This is a genomic window from Geobacillus sp. 47C-IIb (assembly GCF_014679705.1).
GTDB classification, from domain to species: domain Bacteria; phylum Bacillota; class Bacilli; order Bacillales; family Anoxybacillaceae; genus Geobacillus; species Geobacillus thermodenitrificans.
Genome location: NZ_CP061473.1, coordinates 904,908 through 919,732, shown reverse-complemented (window position 1 = coordinate 919,732; position 14,825 = coordinate 904,908). Strand labels below are relative to the sequence as shown.

The following is a 14,825-nucleotide window of genomic DNA, read 5'->3' as shown; positions in this document are numbered from 1 at the left end:
GATGCGGACGTTTTCCGACGTCAAAGGGCTTCCCATTTATGAACAAACGACAGGGAAAGCGGTCGGGACGATCGCTGACATTTGGTTTACCAGCCACGGCACAGTCAAAGGGTTTATCGCGGAACGGAGCGGTCTATTTAACCGCCGCCGCTACTTGCCCCTTTCGGCTGTGCAGTCGTTTCAAAACGACCGGGTCATCATCCGTGATGCTGGCAGTTTCCAGCCGTTCCCCTCTCTTGACAGTGGCCACTCTCTTTACGGTGAACGCGGCATCGCCGGCAGCATGGTTGTCGCCGCAGACGGAACAACGATCGGCTTGCTGGATGATGTATATTTTGACGGGCAATTGGGCAAAATTGACGGATACGAGATTAGTGAGGGATTTTTTTCCGACTTGACCGAAGGAAAAAAACGAATGGAGGCAGCTCCGTTCACCGCCAAAGAAGGCGTCGTCACCGTCGAAACAATGAGGTAAGGAGAGTGGCTGTCGATGCTCATTTGCCCGAATTGCAAACGGAAAAATTTAGGGAAGATCGGCGTCAACCAATATTACTGCTGGGACTGTTTTATTGAGCTGTCCGTTTCTAAAGGAATGATTCACGCCCATCAAGTGGAAGAGGATGGAACGTTAAGCTCCCTCGATGATTTGTTTGACGACCATGAACGCACGATCCAATTTTAGGAGGGACGAGCATGAACCGGACGATGACTTCACTGTTGGCAATCGGGGTAGGAGTCGCTGCTTATCAGCTTGCCCAGCGCAACAATTTGATGAACGGCCGCACGATGCGGAAAATGCGTCGCCGCTTGATGCAGGCAATCCGCTGACGGCTCCGTCGTCTCCCGGTTGAAGGGGGACGGCGGCTTTTCTTGGTTGTTAAATAGTGGAAGGAACCGTGAAGGCATATTTCTCCCTCCATCTCCTACACTAAACGGTAGGAGGTGTGGCGATGGGGGAGCAACAATGGCTGTCATTCTTTCGCATCGGGAAATGGCTGCTCGTGACTGTGATCGTCTATTTAATCGTCCGGATGAAAGAGATTTGGTGGCCGGTCGTCGAATTTGTCACTACCGTACTGACGCCGTTTTTGTTGGCGGCGTTTATTACATATTTGTTGCACCCGCTTGTTGAGTATATCCACAGCAAGGGGGTGCCACGGGCGCTGGCCATTTTGCTCATTTATTTGTTGTTTTTCGGTTCGGTCGGCTACGGTCTTTACCGCGGCATACCGGTGCTGATCGCCCAGCTGCGTGAACTGGATGAACGGTTGCCATCATTGATGAATACATATCGGCAGTGGGCGCGCCACATCCACGATGAAACGTCAACGTGGCCGATGGAAGTGCATACGCGCATTGAAGCGATGTTTGTGCAGCTTGAGCAGGTAGTTGCCCGAGCAGTGACGATGGCGATTAATGCGGTCAAATCATTTATCGGTTCTGCGGCGATGTTTCTTCTTATCCCGTTTATCGTATTTTATATGCTAAAAGATATTGATGTGTTGAAAAAAGCGGTTTGGTATATGACCCCGAAGCGGTGGCGCGGACCGGGGATAGCGTTTTTAAAAGATGTTGATGAGTCGCTCGGCGGCTATATTCGCGGTCAGCTCTTCGTCTGTGCGGCCATCGGTTTGGCGGCATCGCTCGGCCTTTGGCTCGCCGGCATGGACTATCCTCTCTTGCTCGGGTTTGTGATTGGATTGACGAACATCATCCCGTATTTCGGCCCACTGATCGGCGCTATTCCGGCAGCGATTTTGGCGGCCACCATTTCGCTCAAAATGGTCATTATCGTGCTTGCCTTGATTTTTGCCTTGCAGTTTTTAGAAGGCAACGTCTTGTCGCCGCTGATCGTCGGCAAAAGCGTTCATATGCATCCGCTGGTCATTATGTTCGCGTTGTTTGCCGGGGGCGAACTTGCCGGTGTGCCTGGGCTCATTCTCGCCGTTCCGACTGCGGCGGTGCTGAAAGTAGCCCTCGTGCATTGGAAAGAGCATTATGCTCCGCATTGACAAATGGGCGCGGCTTGTCTATAATTTTTCAATGAAAAAAGCGAATACATAACGCGATGACGGATCGAGTATGTTGCAGTCCATCTTAACGCGCGTTGGCGCACAGAGAGGAATTTCCGTGGCTGAAAGAAATTCCAGATGAAGGGCAACAGAAGGCTAATCCGGAGCGCAGGCAAAACCTGACGCAAGGCTGCGTTACGGCCAAAGAGGTGATGGGCGCTTTTTGCCCATAAACAGGGTGGTACCGCGAGCACAACTCTCGTCCCTGAAGGGGATGAGAGTTTTTTTATATAAAAGACCAAAGGGGAGGATTGTTATGAAAAAGTTAACGTCTGCCGAAGTGCGGCGTATGTTTTTGCAGTTTTTCCAAGAAAAAGGCCATGCGGTCGAGCCGAGCGCTTCGCTCATTCCTGTCGATGACCCGTCGTTATTATGGATCAACAGCGGTGTCGCGACGCTGAAAAAATATTTTGATGGCCGTATCATCCCGGACAACCCGCGCATTTGCAATGCGCAAAAATCGATCCGCACAAACGACATCGAAAATGTCGGGAAAACGGCTCGCCACCATACGTTTTTTGAAATGCTCGGCAACTTTTCGATCGGCGATTATTTCAAGCGTGAAGCGATTCATTGGGCATGGGAGTTTTTAACAAGTGAAAAGTGGATTGGTTTTGATCCAGAGCGGTTGTCAGTCACTGTTCATCCGGAAGACGAAGAGGCGTATAACATTTGGCGCAACGAGATCGGTCTTCCTGAAGAGCGGATTATTCGTTTAGAAGGAAACTTCTGGGATATCGGTGAAGGCCCGAGCGGTCCGAACACGGAAATTTTTTATGACCGCGGTGAAGCGTTCGGCAACGATCCAAACGATCCAGAACTGTATCCAGGCGGGGAAAATGACCGCTACTTAGAAGTATGGAATCTCGTCTTTTCACAGTTCAACCATAACCCGGACGGCACGTACACGCCGCTGCCGAAGAAAAACATCGATACCGGCATGGGCTTAGAGCGGATGTGCTCGATTTTGCAAGATGTACCGACGAACTTTGAAACTGATTTGTTCATGCCGATCATCCGCGCGACTGAGCAGATCGCGGGTGAGCAATACGGCAAAGATCCGAATAAAGACGTTGCTTTTAAGGTCATCGCTGACCATATTCGTGCCGTGACGTTTGCGGTCGGCGACGGGGCGCTGCCGTCGAACGAAGGACGAGGCTATGTATTGCGCCGCCTGCTTCGCCGCGCTGTGCGCTATGCGAAACAAATCGGCATTGACCGTCCATTTATGTATGAGCTTGTTCCGGTTGTCGGTGAAATTATGCAAGACTATTATCCGGAAGTGAAAGAAAAAGCCGATTTCATCGCCCGCGTCATTCGGACGGAAGAAGAGCGGTTCCACGAAACGCTTCATGAAGGGCTCGCCATTTTGGCAGAAGTGATGGAAAAGGCGAAAAAACAAGGAAGCACTGTCATTCCAGGAGAAGAGGCGTTCCGCTTGTACGATACGTACGGCTTCCCACTCGAGCTGACGGAAGAATATGCTGCTGAAGCGGGCATGTCGGTCGATCACGCCGGTTTTGAGCGCGAGATGGAGCGCCAGCGCGAACGGGCCCGTGCCGCTCGCCAAGATGTCGATTCGATGCAAGTGCAAGGCGGGGTGCTCGGCGACATTAAAGACGAAAGCCGTTTTGTCGGCTACGATGAGCTCGTCGTTTCTTCGACGGTCATTGCCATCATTAAAGACGGACAGCCCGTGGAGGAAGTCGGGACTGGCGAGGAAGCACAAATCATCGTTGATGTGACGCCGTTTTACGCCGAAAGCGGCGGACAAATCGCTGACCAAGGTGTGTTTGAAGGCGAAACGGGAACAGCGGTCGTCAAAGATGTGCAAAAAGCACCGAACGGTCAGCACCTCCATTCGATTGTCGTCGAACGCGGTGCGGTGAAAAAAGGCGATCGCTATACGGCGCGCGTCGATGAAGTGAAGCGGTCGCAAATCGTGAAAAACCATACGGCGACCCACTTGCTTCATCAAGCGTTAAAAGACGTTCTTGGCCGCCATGTCAACCAGGCCGGATCACTCGTTGCCCCGGATCGGCTTCGCTTTGACTTTACTCATTTCGGGCAAGTGAAGCCTGATGAGCTCGAGCGCATTGAGGCGATCGTCAATGAACAAATTTGGAAGAGTATTCCGGTCGACATTTTTTACAAACCGCTCGAGGAAGCAAAAGCGATGGGGGCGATGGCGCTGTTTGGTGAAAAATACGGCGATATCGTCCGCGTTGTTAAAGTTGGCGACTACAGCTTAGAGTTGTGCGGCGGCTGCCATGTGCCGAATACAGCGGCCATTGGGTTGTTTAAAATCGTCTCCGAGTCCGGCATCGGTGCCGGCACGCGCCGGATTGAAGCGGTGACTGGGGAAGCGGCATACCGCTTTATGAGCGAACAACTTGCTCTGTTGCAAGAAGCGGCGCAAAAGCTGAAAACGAGCCCGAGAGAGCTGAATGCCCGCCTTGATGGGCTGTTTGCCGAACTGCGCCAACTGCAGCGCGAAAATGAGTCGCTTGCTGCCCGTCTCGCCCATATGGAGGCGGAACACCTCACCCGTCAAGTGAAAGAGGTGGGCGGTGTGCCGGTATTAGCCGCAAAAGTGCAGGCGAACGACATGAACCAATTGCGGGCGATGGCTGATGACTTGAAGCAAAAACTAGGGACGGCGGTCATCGTGTTAGCGGCCGTGCAAGGTGGCAAAGTCCAATTGATTGCTGCGGTGACTGATGACTTAGTGAAAAAAGGATACCACGCCGGCAAACTCGTCAAAGAAGTGGCTTCACGTTGCGGCGGCGGAGGCGGCGGACGTCCTGATATGGCGCAGGCCGGTGGGAAGGACGCGAACAAAGTCGGCGAAGCGCTCGATTATGTCGAAACATGGGTCAAATCCATTTCCTAAATGGGCGCGAATCGTGTACAATGGATGTAAGATAACGGGATGGCCCAAATGAAGAGCGAGGTGGAAACGGTGAGCTCGTTTGACCAAACGATGCAGTTTCATTTCCCGGAGGAGCCGGCCGAAACGAACGTTCGTGAGGTGTTGCTGACGGTGTACGACGCCTTGCAAGAAAAAGGCTACAATCCGATCAACCAAATTGTCGGCTACTTGTTGTCCGGTGACCCGGCTTACATCCCGCGCCATAAAGATGCGCGCACGCTCATCCGCAAAATTGAGCGCGACGAATTAATCGAAGAATTGGTGAAATTCTATTTACAGGGACAACGAAAGGGTTAACCGATGCGAACGTTAGGACTAGATCTCGGAACGAAAACGCTCGGCGTCGCCGTCAGCGACGAATTCGGTTGGACGGCGCAAGGCTTGGAGACGATCGCCATCGATGAGGAGCGCGGCCACTATGGTTTCGAACGGCTGCGCGCCATCATCGACGAATATGGTGTCGATACGATCGTTGTCGGATGGCCGAAAAACATGAACGGCACGCTCGGGCCGCGCGCCGAGGCGAGCGAGCGGTTTGCTGCCAAGCTGCGTGAGGAGTTTTCTTTGCCGGTCGTGCTTTGGGATGAGCGGCTGTCGACGATGGCTGCCGAGCGCATGCTGATCGCTGCCGATGTGAGCCGGAAAAAGCGGCGGAAAGTGATCGACAAAATGGCAGCGGCCGTCATTTTGCAATCGTATTTGGACAGTAAACGGTGAGTAGGAGGAGAATATCAATGGAACATGGAGACCGTCATATTACCGTTGTCGATGAACAAGGCAACGAGCAGCTGTGCGAAATTTTGTTTACGTTTGAATCAGACGATTTCGGTAAATCGTACGTGTTTTACTATCCGGTCAGCGCCGAGGCTGAAGACGAAGACGGTGAGACGGAAGTGCACGTTTCAGCGTTTATCCCCGGCGACGAAAATGAGGAAGGCGAGCTGCTTCCGATTGAGACGGAAGAAGAATGGGATATGATCGAAGAAGTGTGGAATACATTTTGCGCTGAACAAGAAGAAGGTGAAGAGTGACGAACAAAGCGGTTGCCTAGGGGCGGCCGCTTTTTCTGTGAACATGCACACATCTTGAGCGGACATTTTCATGCCTAGGGAGAGAGGCAACTTGGCTCATGGATCTTTCTGTGAAAATGAGTGTACCTCGGGTTACCATTTTCATACGTAGGTGGAGAGCAAACTTTGCTCACAGAGCATTTCTGTTCGATGAATTTTTTGAACGGTGAGCGATGAGTTTCAACGGTCGATGGGGATCAGAACTCATCCATGTCACGCTTTTTAATCGCTAAAACGCGAAAAATGGAGAATTTTGTAGTATAATATGACCGATGAAAGGAGGTTGAAGATGAAACAGGGCGATTTTCAGATGTCTAAGGCACGGCTGGTAAGGAAAATGGTTTTGATTGTTTGCGCCGTCCTGCTGGTCGCGCTTGTCATCGCTGGCACCAGCAGTTTTCTATATATCCGTTCAGCGTTCGAGCCAGTCGACCCAGATGACCGCACTCCGGTGCATGTCTCCATTCCAATCGGTTCATCGGTGGCGGATATTGCCGAACAACTTGAACAAAAGCGACTGATTAAAAGCGCGACGGTCTTCCGCTACTACGTTCGCTGGAAAAACGAGTCCGGCTTTCAAGCCGGTGAGTATGAGTTGACGCGGGCGCTGCCGATGACGCGCATCATTGAGCTGTTAAAAACCGGGAAGTCGTTGAAAATCGGATTGAAGTTGACGATCCCCGAAGGATCGCAGCTTGTGCAAATCGCCGATCTCATCGCCGCAAAAACAGGGTACAAGCAAGAAGAGATTATGAAGCAGATGAATGACCGTGCGTACATTGAACAGCTGATGAAGACATATCCTGATTTATTAACGAACGATATTTTTCATAAAAACATTCGCTATCCGCTTGAAGGTTACTTGTTCCCAGCCACTTATGTGTTTGCGGACAAAAAGCCGCCGCTTCCGGAAATCATTGAGGCAATGGTCGCCAAAACAGCGGTCGTGCTCGACACATACAAGGATGCGATGAAGGAAAGGCAGATGTCGCCGCATCAGCTGTTGACGATGGCGTCATTAATTGAAGAAGAGGCAACGGAAAAAGCCGACCGCGAGAAAATTGCTAGCGTATTTTACAACCGGCTGCGCATCGGCATGCCGCTGCAAACTGACCCCACTGTCTTATACGCGCTTGGCAAACATAAGGAGCGTGTCTTTTACAAAGACTTGAAAGTCGACTCACCGTACAATACGTACATTCATAAAGGGCTGACGCCAGGGCCGATTGCCAATGCTGGCACGATGTCGATCGAAGCGGCGCTCGAGCCGGCGACGACCGACTATTTATACTTTTTGGCGACACCAGCTGGAGACGTCATTTTCACCAAAACATTGGATGAGCATAACCGAGAAAAAGCGAAGCATATTGGGAAACAATAGAGTAAAACGGAAGTTGCTGGCCAATCGGGCTAAATGGCTTCGCTTTTTCGCTGTTTTGTGGTAGTATAGATAAAGTTGAACAGGCTAATGATAAGAGTCCGCTTGCGGCTCTTATTTTTCATGATGATGAAGCGCAAACCTTGGGGCTGTCGATCGGCTCTAGGCAGGCGCTTTTCACTTTGTTGATGCCGGGGAGGAATCGTCTTGCTCGCAAAAGACGTCGTTCACTATTTGCAGCAGCTGCGCCCGGCACCGGATCCGGATATCGCGGAAATGGAACAGTACGCGCATGAACACCGCGTGCCGATTATGGATCCGGTGAGCATGGAAGTGCTGCTGTTTGTGTTGAAAACCGTCAGACCACGCCGTATTTTGGAAATTGGCACAGCGATCGGCTATTCGGCGATCCGAATGGCGAAAGCGTTGCCGGAGGCGCACATTGTGACGATTGAAAAAGACCGGGAGCGATACGACCGCGCCCGTTTTTATATCGGGAAGACGAATACCGAACATCAAATCGAAGCCGTCTTTGGTGATGCGCTCGCGGTTGAGGCCGATGTGGCCGCTGCCGCCCCGTTTGATGCCATGTTTATTGACGCCGCCAAAGGGCAGTATGAACGCTTTTTTACGCTCTATGAGCCGCTTCTTGCTGAAGGCGGCCTCATCATCAGCGACAACGTGCTGTTTAAAGGGCTCGTCGCCGCCGAAACGCCCGCGGACAATAAGCGGCTTTGGAACATTGCGAAAAAAATCCGTCGCTACAACGAATGGCTGATGGCCCGGAGCGATTATGACACGATCATCATTCCGGTCGGGGACGGGCTCGCTATATCGAAAAAACGAGGTGAACGAGAATGAAAAAACCGGAATTGCTCGTCACACCGACGAGCGTTTCCCATATTGACGAACTCGCGAAAGCGGGAGCGGACGCTGTCATTGTCGGCGAACAGCGCTATGGCTTGCGGCTCGCTGGCGAGTTTTCCCGCACCGATGTCGCCGCGGCTGTTGAAGCGGCCCGCCGGCACGGCATGAATGTTTACGTGGCGATGAACGCCATTTTTCATAATGATAAAGTGGACGAACTCGCTGATTACGTCGCCTTTGTCGCCGACGTAGGCGCTGATGCCATCGTCTTCGGCGACCCAGCGGTTTTACTGACAGTACGAGAAACCGCCCCTCATATGAAGCTCCATTGGAGCACGGAAACGACAGCGACAAACTGGTATACGTGCAACTACTGGGGACGAAAAGGAGCGAAACGCGCCGTCTTGGCGCGCGAGCTGAACATGGACGCCATTTTAGAAATCAAGGCCCATGCCGAAGTGGAAATCGAAGTGCAAGTGCATGGCATGACGTGCATGTATCAGTCGAAGCGTTCACTGATCGGCAACTATTTTGAATATCAAGGAAAAGTGATGGAAATTGAACGGAAAAAGTATGAAAAAGGGATGTTCCTGTACGACAAAGAACGCGACCATAAATACCCGATTTTTGAAGACGAAAACGGCACACACATTATGAGCCCGAACGATCTTTGCATTATTGACGAACTGGGCGACATGGTGAATGCTGGCATTGACAGCTTTAAAATCGACGGTATTTTGCATGAACCGGGCTACATTACCGAAGTGACGAAGCTGTATCGCCATGCCATCGATTTATGCGCCGATGACCGTGAGCGCTACGAGAAGGAGAAAGACGATTTGCTCGCTGCCGTTGAAGCGCTCCAGCCGCCGCACCGCCGAATTGATACCGGATTTTTCTTCAAAGAAACGATTTATTGAAAAAGGAGGGAAACGACATGTTGCTGAAAAATGAACGCATTTCCGAGATCGTTGACGGCAAGCGCGTCATCGTAAAAAAGCCGGAGTTGCTCGCGCCGGCCGGCAACTTGGAAAAGCTGAAAATCGCCGTTCATTACGGTGCGGACGCCGTCTTTATCGGCGGTCAGGAATACAGTTTGCGGGCCAACGCTGACAACTTTACGATTGAGGAAATTCGCGAAGGAGTGGAATTTGCCAATCAGTACGGGGCAAAAGTGTACGTAACGGCCAACATTTACGCGCATAACGAAAACATTCCCGGCCTTGACGACTATTTGCGGGCACTAGAAGATGCTGGCGTTCACGGCATTATCGTCGCCGATCCACTCATCATCGAAACAGCGCGCCGAGTGGCGCCGAAGCTCGAAGTGCATTTGAGCACACAGCAGTCGCTTGCCAACTGGAAAGCGGTCCAATTTTGGAAAGAGGAAGGGCTCGAGCGAGTTGTGCTTGCCCGCGAAGTAAGTGCTGAAGAAATTCGGCAAATTAAGGAGAAAGTCGATATTGAAATCGAGGCATTCATCCATGGAGCGATGTGTTCCGCCTACTCGGGCCGTTGTGTATTGAGCAACCATATGACCGCTCGTGACTCGAACCGTGGCGGGTGCTGTCAGTCATGCCGATGGGATTACGATTTGTACCAGCTGTCTGATGATGGCCGCGAAATCCCTCTGTTTTCTGAAAATGACGCGCCGTTTGCCATGAGCGCGAAAGATTTAAACTTGATCCGCGCCATTCCGGCGATGATTGAACTTGGCGTCGACAGCTTGAAAATTGAAGGACGGATGAAATCGATCCATTACGTGGCGACGGTCGTCAGCGTATATCGGAAAGTGATCGACGCTTACTGTGCTGACCCCGACCATTTCACGATTCGTGAAGAGTGGGTGCGTGAGCTCGACAAATGTGCCAACCGTGAAACGGCTTCGTCGTTTTTTGAAGGCTTTCCTGACTATACAAACCATATGTATGGCACGCACAGCCGAAAAACGACGCATGAGTTTGCCGGCTTGGTGCTTGATTACGACCGGGAGACGGGTATCGCCACCATCCAACAGCGCAACCATTTTAAACCGGGCGACGAAGTCGAATTTTTTGGTCCGGAAATTGAAAACTTTACTCAAGTCATTGAAAAAATTTGGGATGAAGACGGCAACGAGCTTGATGCAGCGCGCCATCCGCTGCAAATCGTCAAGGTTCCAGTCAAGCGCCCTCTCTTCCCATACAACATGATGAGAAAGGAGAATTAAGATGGCGAAGAAACCCGTTGTCATCGGCGTTGCCGGCGGCTCCGGTTCAGGGAAAACGAGCGTCGCCCGCGCGATTTACGATCATTTCGGCGACCGCTCGATTCTTGTCTTGGAGCAAGACTTTTATTATAAAGACCAAAGCCATCTTCCGTTTGAGGAGCGGCTGAAGACAAATTACGACCACCCGCTGGCGTTTGACAACGACTTATTGATCGAACACGTGCATAAACTGCTTCGCTATGAACCGATCGACAAGCCAGTGTATGACTATACGCTGCATACTCGTTCGAATCAAGTCATCCACGTTGAGCCGAGAGATGTCATTATTTTAGAAGGAATCCTTGTTTTAGAGGATGAGCGGCTTCGCAATTTGATGGACATCAAGGTGTATGTCGACACCGACCCGGACCTTCGCATCATCCGCCGCCTCATCCGTGACATTAAAGAGCGCGGCCGCACGTTTGACTCGGTCATTGACCAATATTTATCCGTTGTCCGGCCGATGCACAACCAGTTTGTCGAACCGACGAAGCGCTATGCGGACGTCATCATCCCGGAAGGCGGGCAAAACGTCGTCGCTATCGATTTAATGGTGGCAAAAATTCGCACAGTCCTTGAACAAAAATCGGTTTTATAATAACATAACAGAGACAAAACAATATATTATATAACAAGTAAGCGTACGAACAGTTGTTTTTCTGTTCGTACGTTTTACATAATGAAGAACATAGAGGAGTGAGATCAATGGCTAATGAGAAGCAGTATCCGATGACGAAAGAGGGAAAAGAGAAACTGGAGCAAGAACTTGAGTATTTAAAAACCGTGAAACGAAAAGAAGTTGTCGAACGCATTAAAATTGCACGGGGGTTTGGTGATTTATCGGAAAACTCGGAATACGATGCAGCAAAAGATGAGCAGGCGTTTGTCGAATCACGCATTCAAATGCTCGAAACGATGATTCGCAACGCGGTCATCATTGAAGAAGACAAAGAAAACCCAGACGTCGTCTCACTCGGCAAATCGGTGACGTTCATTGAGCTTCCGGACGGTGAGGAAGAGACGTATACAATTGTCGGTAGCGCCGAAGCCGATCCGTTTGAAGGGAAAATTTCCAACGACTCACCGATTGCCAAATCGCTGATCGGCCACCGCGTCGGCGACGAAGTGACTGTACAAACGCCAGGCGGGGAAATGCTCGTGAAAATTGTTGCAGTGAAATAAGCGCACCGTGCTGTCTTATGAAATGAGCGGCGGCTCAAGCCAAACGGACAGCGGTGTAAACAAAGCGGGAAAATCACTGCCTTTGGTACGTTTCAAACGAAAACACCTCGTCAAAACTGATGATGAGGTGTTTTCTTTATGTGGAAAAAACGGACGCTCGCCATGCTGGCGCTCATTCAATTCGGTTTGCTGCTGCTTATCGGGCGATTGGCCCAGCTTCAGCTCATTGACACGGAATCGTTTTCCAATCATAATTTAATTGCCGAGAGCGTTGCCCAGCGCACACAAGAATTGATGATCGATGATGGCCGTGGGTCGTTCGTCGATCGAAATGGAAAGCCGCTTACAAAACGGTACGTGCCATCGCTTGTGTTATTTCCGTTTTTAAACACGGTGACATGGCCAATTGAACAAGTTGCGCGCATCATAGATGTCCCTGAGGAAGAGATTCGCCGTCAGCTCGAGCGGGCAAACGGGCCGTTCGTCTTCGAGCAAGACGGTGAGCCACTCGCGTTAAGCGAAAGGCAGATGAAACAAATTAACGATTTGCGCATCCCAGGTGTCTTGGCCGTCAATAAACAATATGCACTCGAGACGGTGTACGCTCCGCATGTGCTTGGCTTCACTCGTCCGGATCGCGAGCTGTTGCGTCAACGGTATCCAAAACGACCGATCCCACCGCGGGCCGAGGCCGGTATTCAAGGGCTCGAGAAGGCGTTTGACGAATTTTTGCTCGCCGATGATGAGACGAAGCTGCTTTATCACGTCGATGCTGAAGGAAGGCCGCTGTTTGGGCTCGATGTGAAATATAGCGAACCAGGTAACCCGTTTTATCCGGTGACCGTCCAAACCACACTTGATCGTGATATACAGCAAGAGATGGAGCGGATCGTGGATCGATACGGACTGAAAAAAGGTGGTCTCGTCTTGCTAGATATCGATACAAACAGCGTGCTCGCTCTAGTCAGCCGCCCGAATATGGATCCGCGCGATCCGTACAAAAACCGCGGAGCGGAAAATCAAATGGTGCTGCCGCACATTCCCGGCTCCATCTTTAAGACAGTGATCGCCGCGGCGGCACTCGACGAAGGGCTTGCTTCGTTCAAGACGATGTTTGACTGCAGCAAAAAAATTGACGGCATAACCCGCGATAAGGAGCACGATTACGGCATGCTCGACTTGACTGACAGTTTTGCTGTCAGCTGCAATAACGCCTTCGCCACCCTCGGCAAAAAGTTAATTCAGCATGATTCAGACGCATTTGAGACGTATGCCGAAAAGCTTGGGCTGTATCCGATGGCTGGCTGGGAGGGGACGGTTTACCGTGAAGAGCAATTTCGCCAGTTCCCGGAAGAGCGGAAAGGAACGATCTGGCACGATCGGCATGACAAGCAGGTGCCGCTCGCTGTAGCGCAAACGGCGATCGGGCAAAAAGATGTACGCGTCTCGCCGCTTGGCGTTGCCAATATGATGGCGACGATCGCCCGCGGTGGTGAAGCGCTTAAAGTGCGAGCCGTCGATCAAGTACTCTATAAAAACGGTACAACGTTGTTTTCATTTTCACCCGAACCGGCGACAAATCAGGAGCCGCTCGCGCCAAAAACGGTACAACAGCTCCAGCAGCTGTTGCGCGGTGTCGTCACTAAGGAAGAAGGAACCGGGCGCCGCTTCCGCTCATTGCCGTATGCTGTCGCCGGCAAATCGGGAACGGCGGAGACAGGAAAAACGGATGACGAGGGTGAATTAATTAATAAATGGTTTGCCGGCTATTTCCCAGTTGATCGTCCGAAATATGCTCTTGTCGTCGTCGAGCTCGACCGCCCGAATGGGCGCACCGTGACGAACGACGTGTTTGCTGCTGCCGTCGAAACGCTTTACGCTTATGACAAAAACGAGCAGGGATAACGAACTCGTATAGAGAACCCGTTTTTCAGCAGGAAAACCGCATAAAAAAGGGGGAGGAGACTATGCCACAAACAGGGACGCGCTTTGCCGCCCGCGCTAAGCGGCGGAAAATCAACCGCTGGCTGAACGGGGCGATTGCCATTGTCGTGCTGCTCATTGTCGTTGTTGCTTGGAATTTGCTGTTTAGCAGCTCGCCAAGCCGTGAGGAGACTGAAGCTGGGGCAAAAACAGCTCAATCAGCAAACAACGCGAAACGAGTGGAAGTGGAAACAGCAGCGCCGACCGAAACGGAGGAACCTCAGCAAGAGGACGATGAGGCTTCCACCGAGGAGAAAGATCAAGATGAAGATGAAGCCGAAGTGACGGAAACACCGGGGCCGCCGGGGTCGAACATTGAAAAAGAAATTGTCAACCCGGCATGGCAACCAGTCGGTACGACACAATCAGAGCCGCACGAAACGGTGTTTAAGAAAGACTCAGTCGACTGGAAAGAAATGCTTGATGCAGTTAGTTATGCGACCGGCATTGCTCCCGAAGAGATGATTGTTTGGTTCATCGGCAACAACGGACCGAACAAAGCGGTCGCTACAATTTCCAAGAAGGATCAAACCGCTCATTACAAAGTGTATATTGAATGGGTGACGAATGAAGGCTGGAAGCCGACAAAAGTGCAAAAACTGAAGAAAAGGCCGTAACGTCTTTGGAAAGTATGGACCCGGCCAGTGTCGGAATGGAAACGTTAGAGGTGCATTTAGATGTGGTGTCAAGCAGGTGCCCGAAGCAGCATGGGCACCTGTTATTTTTTTGCTTTGAAGTGGACAACCGCACTGTAAAACCGTTTCCCGTTTTCCATGACATGCATTTGGTGCGATACATGGTGAACGGAAAGCAACAATGCTTTATTATGTTCGATTTGCTCGTTAATTTTTTTCTCAAGTGTCTGTAAATCATCCGCTTCAAAAAATTCCACTTTGTCTTCGATTAAATCAAGAGAAATGTTGAACATCGTTTTGCCTCCTTTCAAAGCCAGTGTAGCAAATTTTCCCGCCCTCATCCACCAGTTCATAAGGGGGAACAATACATGTAGTGGCAAACATGATCATTGAACAAAAGAAAAACATATGCTACATTGGGAACAGGTAATCACCAAAAACATACTATATTTATAGGA

At 51.0% G+C, this 14,825-nt stretch carries 17 protein-coding genes and 1 other annotated feature; of the genes, 16 read left to right on the top strand and 1 reads right to left on the bottom strand.

The annotated features are described in order from the left end of the window. Window position 1: 1 nt before the first annotated feature. From IC804_RS04695 to IC804_RS04620, 16 genes are all read left to right on the top strand, one after another. Window positions 2-475: a PRC-barrel domain-containing protein gene (locus IC804_RS04695; protein WP_008881019.1), complete on the top strand. Its 474-nt coding sequence runs from the start codon at window positions 2-4 to the stop codon at window positions 473-475. 15 nt (window positions 476-490) lie between these two features. Continuing rightward, complete coding sequence (locus IC804_RS04690; protein WP_008881018.1) at window positions 491-682, top strand: hypothetical protein; 192 nt, start codon at window positions 491-493, stop codon at window positions 680-682. Window positions 683-693: 11 nt separating this feature from the next. After that, entirely contained in the window at window positions 694-828 is a 135-nt protein-coding gene (locus IC804_RS04685; protein WP_008881017.1) for a YrzQ family protein, read from the top strand. Window positions 829-950: 122 nt separating this feature from the next. Further along, window positions 951-2,012: an AI-2E family transporter gene (locus IC804_RS04680; RefSeq protein WP_008881016.1), complete on the top strand. Its 1,062-nt coding sequence runs from the start codon at window positions 951-953 to the stop codon at window positions 2,010-2,012. Window positions 2,013-2,059: 47 nt separating this feature from the next. Continuing rightward, window positions 2,060-2,282 (top strand) — a binding site (T-box leader). Between the two features lie 46 nt (window positions 2,283-2,328). After that, window positions 2,329-4,965 (top strand): alanine--tRNA ligase, encoded by a 2,637-nt coding sequence (gene alaS / locus IC804_RS04675; RefSeq protein WP_008881015.1) that lies wholly within the window; start codon window positions 2,329-2,331, stop codon window positions 4,963-4,965. A gap of 69 nt (window positions 4,966-5,034) precedes the next feature. Beyond that, window positions 5,035-5,301 carry an IreB family regulatory phosphoprotein gene (locus IC804_RS04670; RefSeq protein ID WP_008881014.1) on the top strand — a complete coding sequence of 89 codons (267 nt, stop codon included), beginning with the start codon at window positions 5,035-5,037 and terminating at the stop codon, window positions 5,299-5,301. Window positions 5,302-5,304: 3 nt separating this feature from the next. Beyond that, window positions 5,305-5,721 carry a Holliday junction resolvase RuvX gene (gene ruvX / locus IC804_RS04665; RefSeq protein WP_008881013.1) on the top strand — a complete coding sequence of 139 codons (417 nt, stop codon included), beginning with the start codon at window positions 5,305-5,307 and terminating at the stop codon, window positions 5,719-5,721. Between the two features lie 17 nt (window positions 5,722-5,738). Then, window positions 5,739-6,035, top strand: a complete 297-nt coding sequence (locus tag IC804_RS04660; protein WP_008881012.1) for a DUF1292 domain-containing protein — start codon at window positions 5,739-5,741, stop codon at window positions 6,033-6,035. A gap of 328 nt (window positions 6,036-6,363) precedes the next feature. Next, window positions 6,364-7,455, top strand: coding sequence for an endolytic transglycosylase MltG (gene mltG, locus IC804_RS04655; RefSeq protein WP_011887873.1), 1,092 nt, complete (start codon window positions 6,364-6,366; stop codon window positions 7,453-7,455). A gap of 204 nt (window positions 7,456-7,659) precedes the next feature. Continuing rightward, complete coding sequence (locus IC804_RS04650) at window positions 7,660-8,313, top strand: O-methyltransferase (RefSeq protein WP_011887872.1); 654 nt, start codon at window positions 7,660-7,662, stop codon at window positions 8,311-8,313. Continuing rightward, complete coding sequence (locus IC804_RS04645) at window positions 8,310-9,239, top strand: peptidase U32 family protein (protein ID WP_011887871.1); 930 nt, start codon at window positions 8,310-8,312, stop codon at window positions 9,237-9,239. Before IC804_RS04650 ends, IC804_RS04645 begins: the two co-directional genes overlap by 4 nt. A gap of 17 nt (window positions 9,240-9,256) precedes the next feature. After that, window positions 9,257-10,528, top strand: coding sequence for a peptidase U32 family protein (locus tag IC804_RS04640; RefSeq protein ID WP_011887870.1), 1,272 nt, complete (start codon window positions 9,257-9,259; stop codon window positions 10,526-10,528). A 1-nt stretch (window position 10,529) separates the two neighbouring features. Next, complete coding sequence (gene udk, locus IC804_RS04635) at window positions 10,530-11,165, top strand: uridine kinase (RefSeq protein ID WP_011887869.1); 636 nt, start codon at window positions 10,530-10,532, stop codon at window positions 11,163-11,165. Window positions 11,166-11,272: 107 nt separating this feature from the next. After that, window positions 11,273-11,749, top strand: a complete 477-nt coding sequence (gene greA / locus IC804_RS04630) for a transcription elongation factor GreA (RefSeq protein WP_008879958.1) — start codon at window positions 11,273-11,275, stop codon at window positions 11,747-11,749. A 138-nt stretch (window positions 11,750-11,887) separates the two neighbouring features. Next, the gene (locus tag IC804_RS04625; protein ID WP_011887868.1) at window positions 11,888-13,654 is read left to right on the top strand and encodes a peptidoglycan D,D-transpeptidase FtsI family protein; all 1,767 of its coding nucleotides are present in this window, start codon (window positions 11,888-11,890) and stop codon (window positions 13,652-13,654) included. Window positions 13,655-13,716: 62 nt separating this feature from the next. After that, window positions 13,717-14,349: a YrrS family protein gene (locus IC804_RS04620; RefSeq protein WP_011887867.1), complete on the top strand. Its 633-nt coding sequence runs from the start codon at window positions 13,717-13,719 to the stop codon at window positions 14,347-14,349. A 101-nt stretch (window positions 14,350-14,450) separates the two neighbouring features. Here IC804_RS04620 and IC804_RS04615 read toward each other — a convergent pair whose 3' ends face one another. After that, window positions 14,451-14,660, bottom strand: coding sequence for a YrzA family protein (locus tag IC804_RS04615; protein ID WP_008879955.1), 210 nt, complete (start codon window positions 14,658-14,660; stop codon window positions 14,451-14,453). Window positions 14,661-14,825: the final 165 nt, after the last annotated feature.

Bases quoted from the DNA above. Each gene is read 5' to 3' on its own strand.
- IC804_RS04645 (WP_011887871.1), top strand. From the start codon at position 8,310: ATGAAAAAACCGGAATTGCTCGTCACACCGACGAGCGTTTCCCATATT.
- IC804_RS04680 (WP_008881016.1), top strand. From the start codon at position 951: ATGGGGGAGCAACAATGGCTGTCATTCTTTCGCATCGGGAAATGGCTG.
- IC804_RS04660 (WP_008881012.1), top strand. From the start codon at position 5,739: ATGGAACATGGAGACCGTCATATTACCGTTGTCGATGAACAAGGCAAC.
- ruvX (WP_008881013.1), top strand. From the start codon at position 5,305: ATGCGAACGTTAGGACTAGATCTCGGAACGAAAACGCTCGGCGTCGCC.
- alaS (WP_008881015.1), top strand. From the start codon at position 2,329: ATGAAAAAGTTAACGTCTGCCGAAGTGCGGCGTATGTTTTTGCAGTTT.
- udk (WP_011887869.1), top strand. From the start codon at position 10,530: ATGGCGAAGAAACCCGTTGTCATCGGCGTTGCCGGCGGCTCCGGTTCA.
- IC804_RS04690 (WP_008881018.1), top strand. From the start codon at position 491: ATGCTCATTTGCCCGAATTGCAAACGGAAAAATTTAGGGAAGATCGGC.
- IC804_RS04685 (WP_008881017.1), top strand. From the start codon at position 694: ATGAACCGGACGATGACTTCACTGTTGGCAATCGGGGTAGGAGTCGCT.
- IC804_RS04695 (WP_008881019.1), top strand. From the start codon at position 2: ATGCGGACGTTTTCCGACGTCAAAGGGCTTCCCATTTATGAACAAACG.
- IC804_RS04625 (WP_011887868.1), top strand. From the start codon at position 11,888: ATGTGGAAAAAACGGACGCTCGCCATGCTGGCGCTCATTCAATTCGGT.
- IC804_RS04620 (WP_011887867.1), top strand. From the start codon at position 13,717: ATGCCACAAACAGGGACGCGCTTTGCCGCCCGCGCTAAGCGGCGGAAA.
- IC804_RS04615 (WP_008879955.1), bottom strand. From the start codon at position 14,660: ATGTTCAACATTTCTCTTGATTTAATCGAAGACAAAGTGGAATTTTTT.
- IC804_RS04640 (WP_011887870.1), top strand. From the start codon at position 9,257: ATGTTGCTGAAAAATGAACGCATTTCCGAGATCGTTGACGGCAAGCGC.
- mltG (WP_011887873.1), top strand. From the start codon at position 6,364: ATGAAACAGGGCGATTTTCAGATGTCTAAGGCACGGCTGGTAAGGAAA.
- greA (WP_008879958.1), top strand. From the start codon at position 11,273: ATGGCTAATGAGAAGCAGTATCCGATGACGAAAGAGGGAAAAGAGAAA.